The organism is Anaeromicropila populeti, assembly GCF_900112775.1.
Classification (GTDB): Bacteria; Bacillota; Clostridia; order Lachnospirales; family Lachnospiraceae; genus Anaeromicropila_A; species Anaeromicropila_A populeti.
Genome location: NZ_FOYZ01000001.1, coordinates 346976 through 369815, shown reverse-complemented (window position 1 = coordinate 369815; position 22840 = coordinate 346976). Strand labels below are relative to the sequence as shown.

The 22840-nt window shown below is 37.4% G+C and carries 21 protein-coding genes; 19 read left to right on the top strand and 2 right to left on the bottom strand.

All coding sequences use genetic code 11. From position 1 onward, the window contains the following. The first annotated feature begins 10 nt into the window (after positions 1–10). The 3 genes from pseB (at position 11) to BM305_RS01690 (ending at position 3590) form a co-directional block, all read left to right on the top strand. Entirely contained in the window at positions 11–1003 is a 993-nt protein-coding gene (gene pseB, locus BM305_RS01700) for a UDP-N-acetylglucosamine 4,6-dehydratase (inverting) (RefSeq protein ID WP_092558956.1), read from the top strand. A gap of 27 nt (positions 1004–1030) precedes the next feature. Continuing rightward, the gene (pseC, locus tag BM305_RS01695; RefSeq protein WP_092558955.1) at positions 1031–2167 is read left to right on the top strand and encodes a UDP-4-amino-4,6-dideoxy-N-acetyl-beta-L-altrosamine transaminase; all 1137 of its coding nucleotides are present in this window, start codon (positions 1031–1033) and stop codon (positions 2165–2167) included. A 136-nt stretch (positions 2168–2303) separates the two neighbouring features. Beyond that, positions 2304–3590, top strand: a complete 1287-nt coding sequence (locus tag BM305_RS01690; RefSeq protein WP_092558954.1) for a fibronectin type III domain-containing protein — start codon at positions 2304–2306, stop codon at positions 3588–3590. A 61-nt stretch (positions 3591–3651) separates the two neighbouring features. Here BM305_RS01690 and BM305_RS01685 read toward each other — a convergent pair whose 3' ends face one another. Continuing rightward, complete coding sequence (locus tag BM305_RS01685) at positions 3652–4503, bottom strand: discoidin/SUN/FTP domain-containing protein (RefSeq protein WP_092558953.1); 852 nt, start codon at positions 4501–4503, stop codon at positions 3652–3654. Positions 4504–4740: 237 nt separating this feature from the next. Here BM305_RS01685 and BM305_RS01680 point away from each other — a divergent pair, with 237 nt between their 5' ends. Next, positions 4741–6873, top strand: coding sequence for a glycosyltransferase (locus BM305_RS01680; protein WP_092558952.1), 2133 nt, complete (start codon positions 4741–4743; stop codon positions 6871–6873). Between the two features lie 17 nt (positions 6874–6890). On the opposite strand, the gene BM305_RS01675 is transcribed toward BM305_RS01680, so the two are convergent. Continuing rightward, the gene (locus BM305_RS01675; protein WP_092558951.1) at positions 6891–7181 is read right to left on the bottom strand and encodes a PqqD family protein; all 291 of its coding nucleotides are present in this window, start codon (positions 7179–7181) and stop codon (positions 6891–6893) included. A gap of 333 nt (positions 7182–7514) precedes the next feature. On the opposite strand from BM305_RS01675, the gene modA reads away from it, so the two are divergent. The 15 genes from modA to BM305_RS01600 all read left to right on the top strand — a co-directional run bounded on the left by modA (position 7515) and on the right by BM305_RS01600 (position 22731). Further along, a complete protein-coding gene (gene modA, locus BM305_RS01670; RefSeq protein WP_092558950.1) occupies positions 7515–8321 on the top strand; it encodes a molybdate ABC transporter substrate-binding protein in 807 nt (268 codons plus the stop codon). Between the two features lie 21 nt (positions 8322–8342). Then, on the top strand, positions 8343–9044 hold the full coding sequence (gene modB / locus BM305_RS01665) for a molybdate ABC transporter permease subunit (protein WP_092558949.1): 702 nt from the start codon (positions 8343–8345) through the stop codon (positions 9042–9044). Further along, a complete protein-coding gene (locus BM305_RS01660) occupies positions 9041–10099 on the top strand; it encodes a sulfate/molybdate ABC transporter ATP-binding protein (RefSeq protein ID WP_092558948.1) in 1059 nt (352 codons plus the stop codon). The genes modB and BM305_RS01660 overlap by 4 nt, the downstream gene beginning before the upstream one ends. Positions 10100–10332: 233 nt before the next feature. Beyond that, complete coding sequence (gene nifH, locus BM305_RS01655) at positions 10333–11151, top strand: nitrogenase iron protein (protein ID WP_092558947.1); 819 nt, start codon at positions 10333–10335, stop codon at positions 11149–11151. A 26-nt stretch (positions 11152–11177) separates the two neighbouring features. Beyond that, a complete protein-coding gene (locus tag BM305_RS01650) occupies positions 11178–11504 on the top strand; it encodes a P-II family nitrogen regulator (RefSeq protein ID WP_092558946.1) in 327 nt (108 codons plus the stop codon). Between the two features lie 14 nt (positions 11505–11518). Continuing rightward, positions 11519–11908, top strand: coding sequence for a P-II family nitrogen regulator (locus tag BM305_RS01645; protein ID WP_092558945.1), 390 nt, complete (start codon positions 11519–11521; stop codon positions 11906–11908). 13 nt (positions 11909–11921) lie between these two features. Continuing rightward, positions 11922–13535 carry a nitrogenase component I subunit alpha gene (locus BM305_RS01640; protein ID WP_092558944.1) on the top strand — a complete coding sequence of 538 codons (1614 nt, stop codon included), beginning with the start codon at positions 11922–11924 and terminating at the stop codon, positions 13533–13535. Beyond that, positions 13529–14893, top strand: a complete 1365-nt coding sequence (locus tag BM305_RS01635) for a nitrogenase component 1 (RefSeq protein ID WP_092558943.1) — start codon at positions 13529–13531, stop codon at positions 14891–14893. The genes BM305_RS01640 and BM305_RS01635 overlap by 7 nt, the downstream gene beginning before the upstream one ends. Positions 14894–15010: 117 nt before the next feature. After that, on the top strand, positions 15011–16375 hold the full coding sequence (gene nifE, locus BM305_RS01630) for a nitrogenase iron-molybdenum cofactor biosynthesis protein NifE (RefSeq protein WP_092558942.1): 1365 nt from the start codon (positions 15011–15013) through the stop codon (positions 16373–16375). A gap of 11 nt (positions 16376–16386) precedes the next feature. Next, positions 16387–19044, top strand: a complete 2658-nt coding sequence (gene nifB / locus BM305_RS01625) for a nitrogenase cofactor biosynthesis protein NifB (protein ID WP_092558941.1) — start codon at positions 16387–16389, stop codon at positions 19042–19044. A gap of 47 nt (positions 19045–19091) precedes the next feature. Further along, positions 19092–19400: a 2Fe-2S ferredoxin gene (locus BM305_RS01620; protein WP_092558940.1), complete on the top strand. Its 309-nt coding sequence runs from the start codon at positions 19092–19094 to the stop codon at positions 19398–19400. A 52-nt stretch (positions 19401–19452) separates the two neighbouring features. Further along, complete coding sequence (locus tag BM305_RS01615; protein WP_092558939.1) at positions 19453–20436, top strand: homocitrate synthase/isopropylmalate synthase family protein; 984 nt, start codon at positions 19453–19455, stop codon at positions 20434–20436. Beyond that, complete coding sequence (locus BM305_RS01610; RefSeq protein WP_092558938.1) at positions 20411–21244, top strand: beta/alpha barrel domain-containing protein; 834 nt, start codon at positions 20411–20413, stop codon at positions 21242–21244. Before BM305_RS01615 ends, BM305_RS01610 begins: the two co-directional genes overlap by 26 nt. After that, positions 21216–21860 (top strand): Fe-only nitrogenase accessory AnfO family protein, encoded by a 645-nt coding sequence (locus BM305_RS01605; RefSeq protein ID WP_092558937.1) that lies wholly within the window; start codon positions 21216–21218, stop codon positions 21858–21860. The genes BM305_RS01610 and BM305_RS01605 overlap by 29 nt, the downstream gene beginning before the upstream one ends. 10 nt (positions 21861–21870) lie before the next feature. Next, positions 21871–22731: a hypothetical protein gene (locus BM305_RS01600; protein ID WP_092558936.1), complete on the top strand. Its 861-nt coding sequence runs from the start codon at positions 21871–21873 to the stop codon at positions 22729–22731. Positions 22732–22840: the final 109 nt, after the last annotated feature.

The window sequence follows — 22840 nt, the reverse complement described above, 5'->3', positions numbered from 1 at the left end:
GGTTTTGCAAATGTTAAATGGGAAAAACATACTGGTTACAGGTGGAACAGGTTCTTTTGGAAAAAAATTTTTACAGATGGTTTTTGAACGTTATAAGCCCAAAAAGGTAGTTATTTACTCCAGAGATGAATTTAAACAAAGTGTAATGAAAACAGAATTGATGGACAAGATAGATATGTCAAAGGTTCGTTTTTTTATTGGAGATGTACGTGATAAAGAACGTCTGTACCGGGCATTTGATGGCATTGATTATGTAGTGCATGCAGCAGCAATGAAACAGGTTCCCACTTGCGAATATAATCCCTTTGAGGCTATTAAAACTAATATCCATGGTGCTCAGAATATTATTGATGCAGCCTTGGATAGTAATGTAAAAAAGGTAGTGGCATTATCAACGGATAAAGCGGTAAATCCCATTAATCTATATGGAGGAACAAAACTAGTGTCCGATAAGCTGTTTACAGCGGCAAATGCTTATTCTGGATCAAGGGAAACTAGCTTTTCCATTGTCCGTTATGGAAATGTAGCTGGCAGCAGAGGTTCTGTGATTCCTTTTTTTAATAGTATAGTTGAAAAGGGTCAGTGTGTTCTACCAATTACCGATTATAGAATGACTCGCTTTTGGATTACATTAGAACAAGGAGTAGAGCTTGTTTTTAAGGCATTAGAAGAATCTAAGGGGGGAGAAACCTATATTTCAAAAATTCCATCCTTTAAAATTACAGATTTGGCAAAGGCTATGCTGCCTAATTGTGAAATGCAGGAGGTTGGAATTCGGGAAGGTGAAAAACTTCATGAAGTAATGGTAACAAAGGATGATTCCCGGTTCACTTATGAATACGAAAAGCATTTTATTATTTATCCAAATTTCGAGTGGCTGAACATTAAAGACAGACTTGCTAAGGGTGGGAAATTAGTAGAGGATGGATTTGAGTATAATTCAGGTACCAATAGCCAGTGGATGGATGTGGAGCAGTTAAAAGCAGCATTACAAAAATTATAGAATTAGGCATGGGAGAAAGGAGCAATTATGTTTATTCCATATGGACGACAGACAATTGACGATGAGGACATCTCTGCTGTAGTAGAAGTTTTAAAATCTGATTATTTAACAACTGGTCCGAAAATAGAAGAGTTTGAAAAGGTTGTAGCAGAATATGTGGGCGCCAAATATGCAGTGGCGATTTCCAATGGAACTGCTGCGCTTCATGCGGCATGCGCAGCGGCCGGAATACAAAGCGGAGATGAAGTAATTACATCACCAATTACTTTTGTGGCATCTGCTAATTGTGTTTTGTATTGTGGTGGAACTCCTGTATTTGCTGATATTGATTCAGAAACCTATAATATTAGTCTAGAGGATATCAGACGGAAGATTACCAATAAAACAAAAGCAATTATTCCTGTTCATTATGCAGGACAGCCTTGTAATATGGATGCAATCCATAAGATTGCAGAAGAACATAATTTGATCGTAATAGAGGATGGGGCACATGCACTTGGTGCGGAATATAAGGGGAAGAGAATAGGTGGGTTATCAGATATGACAACCTTTAGCTTTCACCCAGTGAAACATATTACAACGGGAGAAGGTGGTATGATTACCACAAATAATGTTCAGTTATATGAAAAATTAAAGTTATTTCGAAGTCATGGTATTACACGAGATGAGGGGATGATGAGAAAAAAGGAAGGTGACTGGTATTATGAGCAGCTTAGTCTTGGGTATAATTACAGAATTACAGATATTCAATGTGCATTAGGAATCTCTCAGATGAAAAAGCTGGACGGTTTTTTGAAAAGAAGAAAAGAAATCGTCATGGGATATCAGGAAGCTTTTAAGGGAATGGAAAATATTATAGTTCCGACAGTAGCAGAGGGATGTGAAAGCAGTTGGCACCTATATGTAATACAGGTGAAGAACTGCCAAAGGAAAAAGGTATTTGATTCTTTGAGGGATGCGGGAATAGGAGTCAATGTACATTATATCCCTGTGTATAAGCAGCCATATTATCAGGAAAATGGATATAAAGAGGTAAAGTGCGTACAAGCAGAACAGTTGTATCAGCAGATGATTAGTATTCCTTTATATCCCGGACTTACCAATGAACAGCAGGATTGTGTCATTGAGAAAGTGATAAATGCAGTTAAGTTTAATGAGATTTAGAATAGTGAGAAAAAGAGAGAAAAAAATAGAAACAATGAAAAAAATAACATAATAAGGTAAAAAATAGTCAATAAAGAACTTGAAACCTCGAGTTACTTGAAATATAATAGAAAAAAACAAACGAGGAGGAAATATTATGAAAAAGATTAGAGCGTTTCTTGTTTTAATGGCAGTATTTATGTTATGTTCAATACCAACAGGTGTGTCAGCAGCAACAGTGGGCCAATTACTGACAGCACCAGAGGATGGATGGGTAAGATACGATGATCAGAATAGTTATTTCTATTATGATGGAAATTGGTCCTTATATGAATGTGGTAAACCTACAAATGGTTATATGGGAAAATTTATGTCTAGTCCAACCACAGGTGATAGCGTAAAATTCAAATTTCAAGGTACTGAATTAAGGCTTATATCCATATTAAGTAATAATTTATCAAAAAATGTGGAAGTGAAAATTGATGATGTGGTCGTTGGTAATTATAGCATTTATAGGAGTTCTATTACATCTGGAATATGCCTGTTGTATGAGGTGACTGGATTAGAGAATGGAAATCATTATGTAGAATTAACAAAGTCAGATAGTAATTCAAGCTTTATTTTTGACGCAATTGACATTAACGATACAGGAACCCTTCTTCCTTACGACAAAGTGGAACATCTGGCGGCAGTACCAGGAGATTCCAAAGCAACTCTTACCTGGAATGCAGTGGCAAATACCACAGGATATACCGTAAAATGGGGAACGACACATGGAGAATATACCTATACTCAAACAGTATCTAGTGATGCATATACAGGCTATGATGTAACGGGATTAACTAATGGAACTACCTACTACTTTACTGTATCTGCAACTGTGAATGGAGAAGAAGGAAAAAATGCTGATGAAGTGTCCGCAACACCAGTAGCCGAAATCACAGAAGCCCCTGTAAACTTGAAAGCCATAGCAGGAGATGAACAGGTAACCTTAACATGGAATACAGTGAAAGGTGCAGACAGCTACACAATCAAGTGTGGAGCAACAGCAGGAGGACCATATACACAGATTGCAACTAGCAATACACCAACCTATGTACATACTGGATTAACCAACGGAACTACTTACTATTATGTAGTATCCGCAGTGAACACAGGCGGTGAAAGTGCAGATTCCAACGAAGCCTCTGCTACACCAGAAGAGCCAGTTCTAGAAAACGCAACTTTGGTGATCACTCTGGATGGCGGAACAATAAAAGAATACAATCTGACAGGTGAGGAACTGGATGATTTTCTTACTTGGTATGACAATCGTTCAGCGGGAGCAGCCAAAGCCTATTATATTTTCACATGGAAGAGCGATGTAAGCCCATATACCAGTATAAAAGATTATATTCCATATAGTAAAATATTATATTTTACCGTTAAGAACTATAACGTATAAAAACAAGGACGTATCACATAATTGACAATTGTCATTTGTGATACGTCCTATTATATATGGTTTATTTGTTATAATCCATTATTTCAAAGCTAGATATTTTATCAAAAACTAAGTATTCACTTCGGCTTAGATATGATGTTGCATCCTTGGAAAATACAAAATAATTTGTTCCGCTGCCTGCATAACGTGAATCATACCAAGCTAGAAAAGCATCTACCTTATCTATTGTAAGCGTGTATTCTTTTATTTCACCTGTAACCATAGTAATTCTTATATCTGCTGTATTTCCTTGAAAACTGGTAACTGGTGTTGCAGAAGGAGTTGGAGTAGGGGTAGATGTTATGCTGTCAATTTCCATCATTTCTACTTCGCCAATAATAAGAGCTTCACTAAAACCACAGTTTGCTGTAATATTTAACCTGTATTTTTTATAGTATTTATTATTTGAAAAAGTAAATTCTTTTGTCACACTAAGTTCCCAGTTACTTATATTTGTTTGTGTATCTAGTACAACCCATTGAGTTGCTTCTTCATCCCATGCCTCGAATGTCCAATTTTTAGGTAATTCTTTAATAGAAGCAACTGGATTTCTAGAAGTAATGGTGTACTTGCAAATGCATTTGTCATCTGGAAATTCATAAGCTAACCAGCCTGTGGTAGTTCCATAAGCTGCCGCCCAACTAGTGGTATTAACCTGATCAAATGCTTTCCATGCCGCTAAAGTTGCCCCAGAGCTATATGTATACACGCTGCTTGCACTGGCTACACCGCTTGGTGAAGTATCACTAGTCATAGCTGGTATAACATTAGCTGAATATGTTATTTCATCTGCGGAACTTTTCAAATTACTTGTAAATAAAACAGCAGAAAAAACTAGCACCAAACAAATTATAATTTTTTTCATATTCCTCATAAAATATCCTCCATAAAATATAATTTTCTTTTGTATGTCAATTCATACAATATATACTATTGTATTGTGAATAGTGAAACCTGTCAATAAAAAATTATCTGCACATTTATTGTAGTTTACTTGATAAAAGTAGCTTACAACCTCTAGTTTCATTCCTTCCCCTAGCTTGACTATTATATGAAAGAACTATATAATTAATAGAATAATTGGTACGAATTCCAAACTAGGAGGCGTGAAATGAAGATTAAATTACTTTGCTGTGTAGAGCAGTTTGAAGAGGGAAGTGTTCTGAGCAATTATTTGGAGCAATTGGACGAAGAAATAATGGAAGTTTATTTATATACCAATATGGCGACTGAGAAAATACTCCCACCAACTGTACTCAGCACATTAGAAGAAGTACGTGAGGATGAAAAGGATACCGTCGTTTTTCTGACCGACCAGAAAGAATTATATGATCTAATATATCGTCTATATAATCAAATTTTTGATGGTTTCTTATTTATAGAAACAGAAGACAGTGCTTCCTATCAGGCGGAAGGAATATATCGAAGTCTGTTAAAGGAACCCATTACCCAGCACGAATGTTTAAGAAAAGAATTGCAAAAGGAAGATTTATCACAAGCATATACAAAAATAGCAGAAGGCAGGGCCGAGTTAACAGATGGAGCATTAGAAAAATATTATTATCTGGATCAGCAGTACTATTTTTTTGAACCTGTCATTGGGAAAACTTTAGTGGTAGGCGGGAATGAATCAGATATTGATTTAAGCAAGGTACAGTATATGTTTTACTTTGCAGATGAAGTAATAGAAGCAGCGGGACAAATATTGGATTCCATGAATGTTTTAATAAAAGATATGGACATTAAGCAGTGCGATGCCGCCATAGAGAGGATGAATAAACTTATAGAAGCATGCTCAGGTTTGGAAAAAATAGAGATTTGTTGCTTCCTGCATAATCTTGAATTTATAGAAAAGCAAATAAACGAAATATCGAAAATATGGATGCTTACGTATTTAATTGCAGTAAGCCATCATTCAAAATATTATGAAGAACTGGAACAAACAGTGTTAGAAAGCTCCTCCTTAAACATTCATAATAAATATTATATGTGGAACCAGATGAAAAGGTATGGACTGGTTTATCCAGGAATAGGTTCAAAGCTGACAGGGCAGCTGCACTGGCAGTTGTATAGGGAAATATACCAAGTGTTTAAGGGAATGGTTGAGATAGAATTAAAAGCAATTCCTAAAAAGAAAAGAAACAAAGATTTAATCTTTGTATTTGCATATACTTTTTTGGGAGAACGTCATGCTCCAACAAGAACAATATTAGAAAGGTGCTACGCCCTTGGAAAGCTGTTGAATAAAAGGATTATGCTGATTAATACAAGAGAAAGCGTTACTAAGCTGGGAGCGATTCCACACCATGACATGGTGGCAGGTAATGTGATTGAAAAATATAACGAAATTGAAGTGTATCCATATAAAGACTACAACATTCCGTTTTTTCAGCCTGACGTTGAGATGCCAGAAGTAGGAATGATGGAGGAAATTATAGAGTTTGTGAAGAAACAGAAACCATATTTCATTTTAAATATTGGTGGAGGAAGTATTTTAGCGGACCTTTGCTCTGATATAGTGCCAGTGTTGTCTATGGCAGTTGCCTTTTCCAAACTGCCCTATACCATGAGTAAGCTTTCTATTATTGGAAGAAAATTAAATGAAGCAGACTGGGAGCAATTTTTAGAACAGGGATATACAAAGGATAATATCATTGAAAGCAGGTTTACTTTTGATTTAATACCCAAAAGCCATACAGTACAGAGAACAGATTTAAAATTGCCACAAGACAAGTTTCTTATTCCAGTAGTAGGACTTCGGCTAGATACAGAAATTGATGAGTTGTTTTTACAAAAAATGAGTCAGACATTTTCCCTCGGAACACATTTTGTTTTTGTGGGATTATTTGAAAAGTACGAAGAATACGTTAGAAAATTTCCAGAGTGGGGCCAACACTCCACTTATGTTGGATATTGCAATGATATGCTGGCACTCATGGAGATTTGTAACTTATATGTAAATCCTAAGAGATTAGGAGGAGGCTTTTCTGTAATAGAAGCATTTTATATGGGAGTGCCAGGGGTTTCTATTGACACAGGGGATGTAGCGACTGCTGCCGGACGTGATTTCTGTGTAAATGATTATGATGAAATGATTGAACTAATTCAGAGATATATAACAGATCAGGACTTTTATCAAACAATGGCAAAAAAGGCAAAGGAGCGGGCAAAGCTTATGACCGATTCTGCGCCTGCCATTGCCAGTATCATTAGAAAGGCTGAAAAAAGTAAATATTTCTTCTAAAAATAGAAGGTGGTATCCTAACGTTCAAAGGTTACCACCTTTCCATTTATTAGCTTGGCAAGAAATTCTCCTACATCCAGCTCAGCATCCTCATAGTCAATTTGATTTTTTCGTTGCAAAGCCTCTACCAGTTCTTCGGCAGTGGCACCCTGCTCTAATTTATGCCACAAGAAGATACCAGTTTCATTAATAGAAGGAAGCTCTTCTAATGCACCATTGTTGGTATCTCCCTCAAAAACAAGGCAGAATTCACCCCCAAGTTCCCGTAATAGAAATCCTTCCTTAATTCGTATTTCTTTTATCTGCATAGTAACCCTCCCTTTTTGTAATAAACAATAGCATAAAAAAATTGAGCTATCAATGCACGAAATAGTACAAAAACTAGTGCTAAAATAGCTGATTTTTATAAAATAGCTGTATAAATTGTGCAAAAATATTTAATAGTAAGTCAAATAGAAAAAATATTTATTTTATTTTGTACAAATTACTAAATTGACAAAATAAACTTAAATAATAAAGTGAAACAGGTAAAAAAAATATACTACAGCAGGCAAAATTCCAAGAACAGTCTGACAATATAATTGACAAATTAAACTTACTTTTGTATGATTGGTATTCAAAAAGAGGAAGGAGCTGGTTGTATGAAAAGAAAAGTTGTTTTAGTAACTGTTTTGTTAGTAGCTAGTATGCTATTTTGTGCAGGCTGCAATGGAAAAGAGAAAGCAGCTACCAAGGAAAAAACAGAGATTTATGTATTTATTGCAGCAAGCCTAGGAAATGCTATGGAGGAAATACAGACAATGTATCTGGAAAAGGAACCAGATGTTATGATTACATATAATGCAGACAGTTCAGGAACATTGCAGACACAAATTGAAGAAGGGGCAGAATGTGATCTGTTTTTCTCTGCTGCGACTAAGCAGATGACAGCATTAAATGAAGGAGGGTATGTGGAAAGTAATTCCATAAAAAACTTGCTGGAAAATAAAGTTGTTCTAATAAAGCCAATTAATGGGGAAACAAGTGTTACAGGATTCGAGAATATAACAGATGCCTCCAGTATTGCCCTGGCTGGCGAGGATGTTCCTGTAGGTGCCTATGCCAGAGAGATTTTTGAAAACATGGGAATTTTGGAAGCTGTAATGAAAATGGAAATCAATGAAGGGGCTAATGTAACAGCTGTTTTGGCAGCAGTAAGTGAAGCCAGTAATGAAGTAGGTGTGGTTTACGCCACAGATGCTAATTCAGCAAAAGATTCTGTTGAGGTGTTGGCAGAAGCACCAGAAGGAAGCTTAAAGACACCAGTGTTATATCCAGTGGCGCTGATAAAAAATAAAGAGGCAGGCGAGAACCAGACAGAAGCCGCAAAGAATTTTTTAGAGTATTTATCAAGCGAAGAAGCATTACAGGTATTTGAAAAGTATGGATTTTCTATTTATACAGAATAGTTAAATCAGGAGGGAGGCATCATGGAGCAGATCATCAACAAAATTGATTGGAGTCCTTTGTTTATTTCCATTAAAACAGGTATTGTGGCAACCATACTGGCATTTTTTCTTGGAATATATCTGGCACGACTTGTCATGATGACAAAAGATAAAGTCAAATGGCTGCTGGACGGTATTTTTACCTTGCCATTGGTGCTTCCTCCTACCGTTGCAGGTTTTTTGCTGCTATTGCTCTTTAGTGTGAGAAGACCATTAGGAGCATATCTATATATCAACTTTAATATTAAAATTGTACAAACATGGGCGGGATGTGTTATTGCCGCCTTTGCTATTGCCTTTCCCCTTATGTATCGGAATGCTAGAGGAGCATTCGAACAAATTGATGTAAATCTAATTTATGCAGGTAGAACGCTGGGGCTATCAGAATTTAAAATTTTTTGGAAAATAATATTACCATCTGCAAAGCCAGGGCTTCTTTCAGGAATGGTATTGACTTTTGCAAGGGCATTAGGGGAATATGGTGCAACAACTATGCTGGCTGGAAATATCTTAGGGAAAACCAGGACTATATCGGTTTCTATTGCATCAGAAGCAGCAGCAGGAAATTATGGAAAAGCTGGTTTTTGGGTAATTGTAATTGTAATTCTATCCTTCATTATTGTAGTATCAATTAATTTTCTTACAGGAAAGGGTATGAAAAATAGCAGGAGGTGGAGTGGATGACATTAGAGGTTTCGATAAAAAAGAGGCTAAAGGGATTTTCACTGGAAACAGAATTTCAGGCAAATGGAGAGTATATGGGAATATTGGGAGCGTCAGGTTCGGGCAAATCCATGACGTTACGCTGTATTGCAGGGATTGAAAAACCATCCTCAGGAAAAATAGTTTTAAATGGCAGAACACTATTTGATTCAGAAGAAAAAATAAATATAGCGCCAAGAAATCGGAAGGTAGGTTATTTATTTCAGAATTACGCATTGTTTCCTACTATGAGAGTAAAAGATAATATTAAGATAGCCATTGGGAAAAAGAATGCTGACAAACAAAAAGTAATTAGAAATTTAATAGAAAGGCTGCAACTAGATGGCTTGGAAGAAAGATATCCTTGTGAACTTTCAGGTGGCCAGCAGCAAAGAGTAGCTTTGGCAAGGATTTTGGCAAATGAACCAGATGTAATTTTGCTGGATGAGCCATTCTCTGCATTAGATTCGTATTTAAAGGAAGTGCTGCAAAAAGAAGTATTGGAGATATTGAAAGATTACCATGGAGAAGTACTAATGGTATCTCACAGCAGAGATGAGCTGTACCGCTTTTGTGAAAAGCTGACGGTTCTGGGACACGGACAGCAGCTCTTAACAGGCGCTACAAAACAAATCTTTAAGAATCCAGTCAAGTATCAGGTATGTAAGCTGACAGGATGTAAAAACGTTTCCAAAATTAAAAAAATCAGCAGTCATACCCTGTACGCAGAAGATTGGAAAATAGTTTTAAAAACGGAACTTGAAATTTCAGAACGCATTCAGTATGTGGGAATACGGGCTCATGACTTAGTACCCTGGAATGGCGAGAGGGAACGGGAAAATGTATTTCCTGTAAACTATTTTTCTAGTGTATATACTCCGTTTGAAATTGAGTTTATAGTAAAGAAAGCAGGGGAAGAACAGGGAGAAGAGATTTGGTGGAAGATTTCCCAACAATCATTTTTTCAAATTTATTCTGAGGAAACGCTTCCAGAGTATATGTCTATGCCAAAGCAATTTTTAATGCTGTTGGAGTAGTCTATGCCTAATATTGCACAAAAATTTTCAATAAAGAGTGTTTCAATTATAAAAATTAGTGTATTGTACAAAAGGCAAATTGTATATATAATTTAGCCCATAGAGAAAACAAAACTGATTTTTCTGACAGAGACGTCAAAGTGATAAAAAACTTTGGCGTCTTTTTATATTAAAAGAAATCAGAACTCTAAGTGACGATTGACAAAGTTGTATTCGAAAAGGAGGTTCTTATTATGAGACAGGTCGCAATATACGGAAAAGGTGGAATTGGTAAATCCACAACAACTCAGAATCTTACAGCAGGTTTAGGAGAAATGGGAAAGAAAATTATGATAGTAGGATGTGATCCAAAGGCAGATTCTACAAGATTAGTTCTTGGTGGTCTTGCTCAAAAAACAGTTCTGGACACATTACGAGAGGAAGGCGAAGACATCGACCTGGACTACATCATGAAGACAGGTTTTGCAGGAATCAAGGGTGTAGAATCTGGCGGACCAGAGCCTGGTGTAGGTTGTGCAGGACGTGGTATTATCACTTCCATCAATCTATTAGAGCAGTTAGGTGCTTACGAAGATGATTTAGATTATGTTTTTTATGATGTACTTGGCGATGTTGTTTGTGGTGGATTCGCAATGCCAATCCGTGAAGGAAAAGCACAGGAAATTTACATTGTTTGTTCTGGTGAAATGATGGCTTTATATGCTGCAAATAATATTTCAAAAGGTATTCAGAAATATGCAACAACAGGCGGTGTTCGTCTGGGCGGTTTAATTTGCAACTCCAGAAAGGTTGACGGAGAAGCAGAACTTGTACAGGCAGTAGCAAAAGAAATTGGAACACAAATGATTCATTTTGTACCTCGTGATAATGATGTACAGAGAGCGGAAATCAATAAGAAAACAGTAATTGATTTTAGCCCAAATGTTCCACAGGCAGACGAATACAGACAATTAGCAAAGAAAATCGACGAAAATGATATGTTTGTAGTTCCAAAACCAATGAAAATTGAAAGACTTGAAGAAATCTTAATGGAACATGGAATTATGGATTAATTGCAGAGAAAGGATGGAGGTATCTTATGGTATTAGTTCGTTCAATTATTAGACCAGATAAAGTAGGAGTTGTACTTTCAGAGTTATTATCAGCTGGTTATCCAGCTGTTACAAAAATGGATGTGTATGGTCGTGGTAAGCAAAAAGGTGTTAAGGTTGGAGATGTATTTTATGATGAAATTCCAAAGGAAATGCTTTTAATGGTTGTAAACGATGAGGACAAGGATGATGTGGTCCGAATTATTATGAAATATGCAAGAACAGGTGAAAATGGAAATTTTGGTGATGGAAGAATTTTTATTAGTCCAGTTGAGGAAGCATATACAGTTAGTACAAAGAAACAAGGACTATAATAGGAGGACTGCTTATGAAAGAAATAATGGCAATTGTCCGTTTAAATAAGGTGAATGAGACAAAGACGGCATTAGCAGCAGCAGGATTTCCAGCATTTACTTGCAGGAAGGTTATGGGACGTGGGAAAAAGGCAATTGATGTTTCCTTGTTTCATACTATTTTGGAAGAAGGTGAATTGCCGATGTCTCCTGTAGGAGAATATATATCGGAAGCTTCCAGATTAATTCCGAAAAGGGTGTTTGCACTGGTGGTTCCTGATGATTCAGTAGAAATTATCGTAAATACCATAATGGATGTTAATTCAACAGGAAACCCAGGCGATGGAAAAATATTTGTGCTGCCGATTTATGAATCTATTCGCGTTAGAGACGGTGAACATCAAACAGATACTGATTCATATTAGGAGGTGAAACAAAATGAGTAGTGTAAGAGAGAAAGTACTAGAACAATATAGTTCCAGAGTTTATAAAAATAGAAAAGAGCATGTAATCGCAATCGGTGAACATGAAAAGGATGTAGTAACCGCAAATACCAGAGCAATTCCAGGTATTATTACACAAAGAGGCTGTTGTTTTGCAGGGTGTAAGGGCGTTGTACTGGGGCCAATTAAGGATGCGGCAATTATTGTGCATGGACCAATTGGTTGTGCCTATTATTCATGGGGAACCAGAAGACATAAAGCAGTTGCAGATGAAAAGAATGGTGAGAAAGCAGATTGCTATTTGGAATATTGTTTTTCCACAGATATGCAGGAGTCAGATATCGTATTTGGCGGAGAGAAAAAATTGAAAAAGGCAATTGAAGAAGTAGTTGGTTTGATTCATCCAAAATGCATTTTTATCTGTTCCACTTGTCCAGTTGGTCTGATTGGTGATGATATCCATGCAGTTGCTAAATGGGCTCAGGAAGAATATGAAATAAAATGTATTGCATTTAGCTGTGAAGGCTATAAGGGTGTCAGCCAGTCAGCGGGACATCACATTGCAAATAACCAGTTAATCCGTTATATCATCGGTACGGGTGACCACCAGCCAGAAAAGAAATATTCCGTAAATGTTTTAGGTGAATATAATATTGGTGGTGATGGCTGGGAAGTTGAAAAAATACTGAAAAGATGTGGTATAGAAGTTGTATCTGTCTTTACAGGAAGCGGAAGCTATCGTGATATTAAAAATGCACATACTGCCAGTTTAAATTTAGTCCAGTGCCATCGTTCTATTAACTACGTAGCAGATATGATGAAGGACAAATACGGAATGGATTGGATTAAAGTAAACTTTATTGGAATTGAGTCCTGTAAAAAGTCGCTTCGGGATATTGGAGAATACTTCGGAGATGAAGAACTAAAGGCAAGAATTGAAGCAGTCATTGCAGACGAAGAAGACGCAATTCGAGATGAAGTAGAATACTATGAAAGTAAATTAAAGGGAAAAACGGCAGCATTATATGTTGGTGGTTCCCGTTCTCATCATTACCAGTTATTATTAAAAGATTTTGGAATCAGTACCGTACTGGCAGGATACGAATTTGCACATAGAGATGATTATGAAGGCCGTGAGGTTATTCCTGATATTAAGCCAGATGCAGACAGCAAAAACATTGAAAGTATTGAAGTAGAGGCAGATCCAAAATTCTATCGGGTATATATGACTGACGAGCAGAAAGCGGCACTAGAGGAAAAAGGAGTAAAAATAAACTATTACGAAGGTATGTTTAAGGGGATGGATGAAGGAGCAATTATCTGCGACGACTTAAATCATTTTGAAACAGAAGAATTTATGAAAATATTAAAACCAGACATTTTCTTTTCAGGTATCAAAGATAAATTTGTAGCTCAAAAAAGCGGCATGCTGTCCAGACAGCTTCATTCATATGATTATAGCGGTCCATACGCAGGTTTCCGAGGAGCAGTTAATTTTGGACGGGATTTGGTAATGGGCTTGTACACACCAGCCTGGAGCTATGTAAAAGCTCCATGGAAAGACACACCATGTATAGAAGGAACTTTAGGAGGTGACGAAGCATGCTAGATTACACACCAAAGGAAATAACAGAAAGAAAAGCAATTGTAATTAATCCAGCAAAAACATGTCAGCCAGTTGGAGCAATGTATGCAGCACTGGGTGTTCACAACTGTCTCCCACATAGTCACGGCTCGCAAGGCTGTTGTGCATTCCACAGAATGTTTTTGACTAGACATTTTAAGGATCCTGCAATGGCATCCTCCAGTTCATTTACAGAAGGTGCATCCGTATTTGGTGGAGGCAGTAACTTAAAAACTGCGGTAAAAAATATTTTTGATTTATACCATCCTGAGATGATAGCAGTACACACAACCTGTCTTTCTGAAACAATTGGAGACGATTTAAATGCTTTAATCATAGACATGGATATACCAGATGGAAAATATGTTGTTCACTGTAATACTCCAAGCTACAAAGGTTCACATGTTACTGGATTTACAAACATGGTATCTGGTTTTATCAAATACTTAGCTAAAAAGGGTACAGAGCCAAACGGAAAGGTTTGTATTATGCCTGGTTTTGTGAACCCAGGTGATATGAGAGAATATAAGAAATTGGCAAATGCATTAAAGGTACCGATTACTATGCTTCCGGATACCAGTGGGGTAATGGATTCGCCAATGACTGGAAAATACGAAATGTATCCAAAGGGCGGTACCTTGATTGATGATATTAAGGAATTGGGCGGCTGCATCAAAACAGTAGCGTTAGGAGTTCAGACATCTGAACCATCAGCAGAGGTTCTTCGTAAACAATGTGGGGTTGAATATGTATCTATGCCACTTCCAATGGGGGTTGAGGCAACGGATAATTTCATCATGGAACTACAAAAAATTTCAAAGGAAGAAGTTCCATATGAGATAGAAGAAGAAAGAGGTCAGCTGATTGATATTATGATAGATATTCATCCATATACCTATGGTAAAAAAGTGGCGATATTTGGAGACCCAGATACCGTATTAGGAATTGCTTCCTTTGCATTAGAATTAGGTATGATTCCAAAATACATGGTAACTGGTACACCAGGAGCTGCATTTGAAACGGCTGGAAAAGCGCTTCTTGAAAAATTTGGGGTAGAAGACTGTACCGTAAAGGCAGAAGGTGATTTATTCCTGTTACATCAATGGATTAAAAATGAGAAGGTTGATTTAATCATTGGAGGAACACATGGAAAAACAATTGCCAGGGCAGAGGATATTCCTTTGGTAAGAATGGGATTTCCAATTATAGATAGATATATACATTCTTATATGCCACTTACAGGTTATCGTGGAGCAATGAGAATGGCAGAATTGATAGCAAGTGCATTAATGGATTACCAAGACAGTCATTGCGAAGAAAAGGATGTCGAAGTTGTAATGTAAAAGAGGATTTGAGGGTATTTGACAATTGAGTCAACATACCCTCTTTCTGTAAATGACAGCAGGCTGTCAGGCAAATCTGATAGAGTGAGAAAACGGTAGTGGAAGGAAGTGTTTGGTATGGTTGTAGAAGAAATAGTAAAAACGGACAGCAGTATATTAAAAGAAAGACAGGATTTTATTCTGCATAAGCAGGCAGGGGGCTGTAGTGGCGATGGGATGAGATGTGACTCCGATAGTGTTTCTGGAGCCGTCAGCCAAAGAGCCTGTGTTTATTGTGGTGCAAGAGTCGTGTTAAATCCAATTACAGATGCATTTCACATTGTGCATGGACCAATTGGCTGTGCAAGTTATACGTGGGATATCCGAGGCAGCCTGACTAGTAAGGAAGATTTATACCGAAACAGCTTCTCTACCGATTTAAGAGAGACCGATATTATATTTGGCGGTGAAAAAAAATTAACGGCTGCCATTGAAGAGGTCATGGAGAAATACAATCCAAAACTTGTTTTTATATATGCAACCTGTATTGTAGGAGTCATTGGCGATGATGTGGAAGCGGTATGCCGGACTTTGTCTGAAAAATATGGAAATCATATTATTCCAGTAAAGTCACCAGGCTTTTCGGGGAATAAATCTACTGGCTATCGAATGGCTTGCAATGCCATTATGTCATTGATTGGTCAGTATAAAACAAAGGAAAAGGTAAAAGGGGTAAATATTCTTGGAGATTTTAATCTGGCAGGTGAGATGTGGATTATCAAGGATTATTTAAAGCAGATTGGAGTTCATGTGGTTTCTTCTTTTACAGGGGATTCCAGCTATGAAAGTTTGATTGCAGCTCCGTCCGCTTCCCTTAACATCGTTCAGTGTGCAGGTTCAAGTACTTATTTGGCAAAACAGATGGAGGAAACAATGGATATTCCTTTCATTAAAGTAAGCTTTTTTGGAGTGGAAGATACGACAAGCTCCTTGATTCGGATTGCAGAAGCCTTAGGAGATGAAAAGGCCCGGCAGAAGGCAATTGCATTTACTGAGAGTAAAGCAAAAGAAATCCAGGATTTAGTGGAACGATATAAACAAAATTTAATTGGAAAAAAAGCTGCCATCTATGTGGGTGGAGGCTTTAAAGCAATTTCACTGATCAGGCAGTTTCGCTCGTTAGGAATGGAAACTGTTGTGGTAGGTACCCAGACAGGGAAAAAGGATGATTATGAAATAATAGAAAGTCTTGTAAAGGAAGATACCGTTATTTTGGATGATGCAAATCCTGCCGAGCTGGAAACCTTTATGATAGAGAAAAAAGCAGATATATTAGTAGGTGGTGTAAAGGAAAGACCTCTTGCTTATAAACTGGGAATTGCATTTTGTGATCATAATCATGAGAGAAAGCATCCTTTAGCTGGATTTGAGGGTGTTCTGAATTTTGTAAAAGAAATCAATTCCAGTATAAACAATCCAGTATGGGATTACATCAAAGAATAGGAGGGATTGCCATGAAAACCAAGGTATCATCACTTGTTAATTTGAATACAAATCCATGTAAGATGTGTATGCCAATGGGTGCCGTAACAGCACTGTATGGAATTAAAAAATGTATGTCTATTTTACATGGGTCACAGGGATGCAGTACTTATATCCGAAGACATATGGCAACACATTATAATGAGCCTGTGGACATAGCCTCTTCTTCTTTGACAGAGCAGGGAACTGTATATGGCGGTGAGAAAAACCTGTTGCAGGGCTTAAAAAATCTGATTACACTTTATGAACCAGAAGTAATTGGTGTTGCCACCACTTGTTTAGCCGAAACAATCGGAGAAGACATTAAAAGAATGATAGAAAAATTTTATGATCAAAATCCAGGATATGAAAATATCACCATTATTCCTATCAATTCAGCCGGTTATGGAGGTACTCAGTTTGAGGGGTACTTTAAAGCATTATATGCCATAGTATCCCAGGTGAAAATGAAGCAGGAAAAACATAACCGGATCAATGTGATAACAAGTGGGATTAGTCCGGCAGACACCCGATATTTAAAGAGAATTTTCCAGTTATTTGAGCTGGATGTTATTTTACTTCCTGATCTAGCGGATAACCTGGATGGAGCATATAAGAAGTCTTACAGCAGACTGCCGTCGGGAGGAACGTCAATAGAAGACATACAGCAGATGGCGGGAGCAAAATATACCTTGTTTTTAAGCAACATGGAACCAGAGAAATCACCAGCTGGATATTTATATGAGCAATATGGTGTACCGTATGAAAGAATCGAACTTCCAGTAGGATTAAGAGCAGTGGATCGTTTTTATGATTTGTTGGCAAAGATTTCGGGAAAACCGATTCCTGAAGAAATAAAAGAAATGCGCGGGCGGTATCTGGATGGCATGATTGATGCCCACAAATACAATGGCGATGGCAGGGCAGTAATATATGGAGAACCAGATTTTGTAGTGTCTACAACCAGGCTATGTGTTGAAAATGGCGTAATGCCAGTGGCAGCAGCTACTGGGTCTGTTTGCAGCCAGCTGGAAAATTTAATTAAAGAGGATATAGACCTTTTGGCAAAGAGGTATTTAATTGAGCGGTATGAAATAGTACAAGATACAGATTTTAAAAATATAGAAGAGCTTGCCCAAACCTGTCAGGCGAATCTGATGATTGGGAATTCAGATGGAAGAAGAATAGAGGAAGGCTTAAACATTCCGTTAGTTAGAAGAGGCTTTCCGATTCATGACCGGGTAGGAGGACAGAGGTTGAGGATGCTGGGCTATGAAGGGTCTTTGAACTTTCTAGATGAAATTACAAATGCGATATTAGCAAGAAAAGAAACAGGTTTTCGGGAAGAGTTATACAATACTTATTATAAAGAAAAAATGGAAGATAAGATGGAAGAAGTAAAAAAGGACGTTCCTAAAACAGGAGCAGCATTTACAAAAGAAGAGATGGAGGAAAAAACAAAAACCCATCCATGCTATAATTGCGGCGCACACAGCCATGCCAGAATGCATCTGCCTGTTGCACCAAGGTGTAATATCCAATGCAACTATTGTGTCCGCAAATTTGATTGTCCAAATGAAAGCCGCCCTGGTGTTACTACAAAAGTACTTACCCCTGAGGAAGCATTTGAAAAGTATAAAGTAATAAAAGAAAAGGTTCCTAATTTGTCTGTAGTGGGAATTGCCGGACCTGGTGATGCACTGGCAAACTTTGAAGAAACAAAAAGGACTTTAGAATTAATTAGAGAATATGATAAAGACGTTACATTCTGCCTGTCCACAAACGGGTTAATGCTTCCTATGTATGCAGAGGAGCTTGTAAGGCTGGGAGTAAGCCACGTTACCGTTACATTAAATGCAATTGATCCTAAAATCGGTGCAAAGATTTACAAGCACGTTAATTATATGGGGGTACGGTTTACAGATGAAAGTGCAGCAGCAGTTCTGCTTTCTAATCAGCTAATAGGATTAAAACTACTGGTTGAAAGAGGAGTGATATGTAAAATTAATATTGTTACCTTGAAAGGCATCAATGATCACCATATACCAGCTATTGTGGAAAAAATGAAAGAGATTGGATGTTATATTACAAATATTATGCCGTTTATTCCGGTTGAGGGAAGTGTGTTTGAACATAATCCGGTTGCCAGCAACAAGGAAATTAATAAACTGAGAATCCAGTGCGGACAGACGATGAAGCAGATGTTTCACTGCAAGCAGTGCAGAGCAGACGCCATAGGTACACTGGAGGATGACTTATCCTTACAATTCAGAGGGTGCGGTGGAAAAGAAAAGACAGAAGGTACTTCAAAGGCATTACGTTTTGCCGTTGCTTCAAAAAGTGGAATGTTTACCGACCAGCATTTTGGACAGGTTTCAGAATTATATATCTATGAATACAAAGAGGGAAGGCCAGTTTTCCTGGAAAAGAGGAAAATTGATAAATACTGTGCTGGATCAGATGAATGTGGCCAAGGGGAAGATAAGATATCTAAGATTATCAAAGTCATTGGTGACTGTAATGGTGTAATTGCCATGAGAATAGGCGAATCACCAAAAGAGAAATTAAAGGAAAAAGGAATTTTAGTGCTTGCTACTTATGACAGAATAGAAGATGCTGTGACTATGGCATCCAATAAACTGTTGTCATAAATAGAGTATCAGTAAATTATGTGTCTGTGGTTTGAAAGGAGGAAAAAATGGTACAACCAAAATATCATGTATTCATTTGTACAAGCTGTCGGATCAATGGGCAGCAGAAAGGATACTGCTTTTCAAAAGGCTCCGTAGATTTGGTACAGCGTTTTATGGAGGAAATCGAAGACAGGGATTTATCAGGTGATGTTGTTATTAATAATACAGGATGCTTTGGCATTTGTGATAAGGGACCTGTTGTCGTTGTTTATCCAGAAGGAGTCTGGTACGGAAACGTAACAGAGGATGATGTGGAACGTATTTTTGAAGAGCATTTTGAAGGCGGAAATCCAGTAAAGGATTTAATGATTTAATCTTTTCCGGTATAGAATTACGGTAGGAGACTTCTGAAAGGGGGAAAAACACATGATTCGAATTATAGATGCTACATTAGCAACACTCGATCATTGTCTTCCTACCAGGGAACAACTGATTCTATTTTGTGATTGTATGAAGACAATTGGAATTACAGATTTAGAAATATCCCAGGAGGTTTATCAAAAATTGGAAAAACTACCTGAAGGTTTTCGCTTTTACGTAAAAATAGATGCATCCCCTTTACAAAAATTTTTTCGGGGAATACATCGATTCATATGTCACAATGGAGAGAATACAGAATCCGTAATGTCAGAATTTCAGCTAAATGATATAAGAGAAATTGTGCAGCTTAGAGCACATAAAAGCCGTGATTATGTTCGCATTGTCGGTCTAGATGATTTGCTGTGCCATAACTATGAGCATGCAATGAAGGAAATCAGACAACTGCTTCATAGAAGTAAAATCAATTTCTGCCCAGAAAATACCTACGGCTGTGCCAGCGCTCTGGCTGTACAATGGATCTTAACAGGTGGAAGCGAAATAACTACAAGTTTTGCCGGCAGTGGTAATTTAGCTGCTACAGAAGAGGTGCTTATGGCACTAAGAATTGCTGCCCGCTATAAACCGAATCAAGACATTACATCTCTGGTAAAATTGAAAGAACTTTATGAAACCATAACTGGGAAAAAAATATCACCATATAAGCCAGTAATCGGAAACGAAATTTTTCATGTGGAATCTGGGATACATGTAGATGGAATTGCAAAAAATCCATCCAATTATGAGGCATATCCACCAGAATCGGTTGGACAGACTACAAAAATTATACTAGGAAAACATTCGGGAACAAGTTCTGTTGAGATAAAATTAAAAGAGCTAGGAATGGGATCTGTTGATCAGGAAACTACTTTAGTTATTTTAAGGAAAATAAAAAAACTTAGTATGAAAAAAAGAGACAGTCTCTCAGATGAGGAATTTAACAGTATTGTAAGAGAGGTGATGGCTTATGAGGGAAAGAAGATGGATTGTTGATACGACTCTTCGGGATGGAGAGCAGAGGCCGGGAATTGCGTTGCGGCCTGAGGATAAAATACAGCTGGCATTATTGCTGGATGATATAAATGTACATGAAATAGAAGTAGGGATACCTAATGTGGATACAGAGGGGATTGACTACGTAAAAGAAATTATGAAGAAGAAAAAAAATTCATACATATCTGTGTGGAGTAGAGTAAATGAAGAGGATGTTATTTACTCTGTTTCGTGTTGTCCGGATATTATTCACATTGGAACACCAGTTTCCTACGTTCAAATCTATAGTAAATTGAAAAAAAATAAGGTTTGGATGCAGAAAACATTAGCAAGATGTGTGGATATAGCAATGAATCATGGGGTAAAGGTTACAGTGGGCTTTGAAGATTCCTCCCGGGCAGATGTGGGGTTTATGATTCATACTGCCAGACTGCTGAAGGATATGGGAGTGGAAACGATCCGCATTGCCGATACAGTTGGGGTATTAACACCTTGCCGGACAAGAACAATGATAGAAGAGATATTAGAACATGTGGATATTAATATAGAGATGCATGCCCATAACGATTTGGGGATGGCAATTGCAAATTCTATAGAAGGAGCAAAAGCAGGAGCAAAATTAATAGACTGTGCTTTGTTTGGAATTGGAGAACGAAGTGGAAACTGCAATATGTGGGAATTTTTGCACGCTGCGGAGCGGACATTTGATTTTGGAATTCAAAAGAAAAAAGTACGTGAAGTGGAAAAAGCATTTGAAAAAATAGCAGGAGGGAATTGGAATGAATGGGAAAATAGCAGTTCTTTTTAACCAGGAAAATAAAATGACAGATTTTTCACATATTGCTAAAATAAAAGTATTTGAAAAGGAGCAGGAGTGGGAAATAAAAAAAGAATTCCAGGCAGGCAGTGATTTACAAGAAGGTATCATGGTATCAACTAGTGCCATACGGGAGCAATGCAAAAAAATAGTGGAAGAGCTGGGAGATTGTAGTATTCTGATAGGAACAATGATTACAGGACTGCCTTTTCAGGTTCTAGACAAGCAGGGATTCATTTTGTTAGAAGCAGAAACTTTTACAACAGAATTATTAGATCAAGTGTATGAGGATTGTTGTGTGGAAAAGGATAATATTGTCGTCCAAGAAGAATTGCCTGATGTTCCAACAGCACCCTATCCCCTGGATCATCAGGGTAACTTTTTTCTGGATTTTGCTCTGCTGCAAAAGGTACATCCAGAAGTCACGTCAAAAAAGGCATTGCTGCCATTTTTAAGTAATGAACTATTTCAAAGTATAACGATTATTTGTACACATGTTATGCCATGGCTGGACAGCTTTATCATGGAACGAAATTTAAACTTTGAAGTAACCAGAAATAATGGTCTTTCAACCATTATAATAAGGCATAAAAGCTGTAGGGAATAGGAGGAGCAGTATGGAAATAAAAACAAAATACGGTTCGTGGATTCCTAAATTTAGTTTTGAGGAAACAAGAACCAAGGATAGAAAATCAGTGGATTATTATCTGGATGGACAATTAAAAAGTGTATATATGGAGGCACCATCTCCTGTAATAACAGAAATCGGAAAAATAGAAGCAGAGTTTGTAACATTTTATGAATCTGGTGAAATTCACAGGGTATTTCCTCGATATGGCCAAATAAGCGGTTTCTGGTCTGTAGAGGAAGAAGGAGCTCTTTTAAAAGAAATTACAATTCCGCTGGCATGGGGGGATATTACGGTAAAGGTGGCATGTCTTTGCTTTTATCCAGGCGGACAATTGAAAAGTATTACCTTATGGGAAAATGAATGTGTTTCAATACCTACTTTATTTGGGTCGATTGATGCCCGGATAGGAATTTCATTTTATGAAAAGGGAGCAATCAAATCACTGGAACCAATAAGACCTTCCGTTATTAAAACTCCGTTGGGAGTTTTTTTAGCATATGATAATGGACCAATTGGGGTTCACGGAGACAAAAATTCACTGCAATTTTATGAAAATGGAGCGATACGAGGGTTGAAAACAGTCCAAAGTGGAGTTGAAATCATATTAGAAAACAATGAGCTTGTAATCATTGAACCTGAAAAACGTCCCAGTATGCTCGAACTGGATGAGATGGTGGTGGTACCAATTGAAGTGGGCTTTAATGGTGACAATATCTATATAATAGATTCTGACGGGAAAAGAATGGATTTTTCTCGAAGCACCTGCCGCTTCCGTTCCTTTGTAAGTAAGGAAGCCATAGATAGTGTACCATGTGGAGAATGTAGTTCCTGCCAGCATTGTAAATAATAAAGTAAAGTAGGGGGACCGCCAGAGTACCGTTTAGAAGGTTTATGGCGGTCATTTCTTCTGCCATAGGTATCAACCGATTGATATATAACATACAAGATAAAAATAA

Excerpts from the sequence above, each read along its gene's own strand:
- pseB (WP_092558956.1), top strand. The coding sequence starts at position 11 with ATGTTAAATGGGAAAAACATACTGGTTACAGGTGGAACAGGTTCTTTT.
- pseC (WP_092558955.1), top strand. The coding sequence starts at position 1,031 with ATGTTTATTCCATATGGACGACAGACAATTGACGATGAGGACATCTCT.
- BM305_RS01690 (WP_092558954.1), top strand. The coding sequence starts at position 2,304 with ATGAAAAAGATTAGAGCGTTTCTTGTTTTAATGGCAGTATTTATGTTA.
- BM305_RS01685 (WP_092558953.1), bottom strand. The coding sequence starts at position 4,503 with ATGAGGAATATGAAAAAAATTATAATTTGTTTGGTGCTAGTTTTTTCT.
- BM305_RS01680 (WP_092558952.1), top strand. The coding sequence starts at position 4,741 with ATGAAGATTAAATTACTTTGCTGTGTAGAGCAGTTTGAAGAGGGAAGT.
- BM305_RS01675 (WP_092558951.1), bottom strand. The coding sequence starts at position 7,181 with ATGCAGATAAAAGAAATACGAATTAAGGAAGGATTTCTATTACGGGAA.
- modA (WP_092558950.1), top strand. The coding sequence starts at position 7,515 with ATGAAAAGAAAAGTTGTTTTAGTAACTGTTTTGTTAGTAGCTAGTATG.
- modB (WP_092558949.1), top strand. The coding sequence starts at position 8,343 with ATGGAGCAGATCATCAACAAAATTGATTGGAGTCCTTTGTTTATTTCC.
- BM305_RS01660 (WP_092558948.1), top strand. The coding sequence starts at position 9,041 with ATGACATTAGAGGTTTCGATAAAAAAGAGGCTAAAGGGATTTTCACTG.
- nifH (WP_092558947.1), top strand. The coding sequence starts at position 10,333 with ATGAGACAGGTCGCAATATACGGAAAAGGTGGAATTGGTAAATCCACA.
- BM305_RS01650 (WP_092558946.1), top strand. The coding sequence starts at position 11,178 with ATGGTATTAGTTCGTTCAATTATTAGACCAGATAAAGTAGGAGTTGTA.
- BM305_RS01645 (WP_092558945.1), top strand. The coding sequence starts at position 11,519 with ATGAAAGAAATAATGGCAATTGTCCGTTTAAATAAGGTGAATGAGACA.
- BM305_RS01640 (WP_092558944.1), top strand. The coding sequence starts at position 11,922 with ATGAGTAGTGTAAGAGAGAAAGTACTAGAACAATATAGTTCCAGAGTT.
- BM305_RS01635 (WP_092558943.1), top strand. The coding sequence starts at position 13,529 with ATGCTAGATTACACACCAAAGGAAATAACAGAAAGAAAAGCAATTGTA.
- nifE (WP_092558942.1), top strand. The coding sequence starts at position 15,011 with ATGGTTGTAGAAGAAATAGTAAAAACGGACAGCAGTATATTAAAAGAA.
- nifB (WP_092558941.1), top strand. The coding sequence starts at position 16,387 with ATGAAAACCAAGGTATCATCACTTGTTAATTTGAATACAAATCCATGT.
- BM305_RS01620 (WP_092558940.1), top strand. The coding sequence starts at position 19,092 with ATGGTACAACCAAAATATCATGTATTCATTTGTACAAGCTGTCGGATC.
- BM305_RS01615 (WP_092558939.1), top strand. The coding sequence starts at position 19,453 with ATGATTCGAATTATAGATGCTACATTAGCAACACTCGATCATTGTCTT.
- BM305_RS01610 (WP_092558938.1), top strand. The coding sequence starts at position 20,411 with ATGAGGGAAAGAAGATGGATTGTTGATACGACTCTTCGGGATGGAGAG.
- BM305_RS01605 (WP_092558937.1), top strand. The coding sequence starts at position 21,216 with ATGAATGGGAAAATAGCAGTTCTTTTTAACCAGGAAAATAAAATGACA.
- BM305_RS01600 (WP_092558936.1), top strand. The coding sequence starts at position 21,871 with ATGGAAATAAAAACAAAATACGGTTCGTGGATTCCTAAATTTAGTTTT.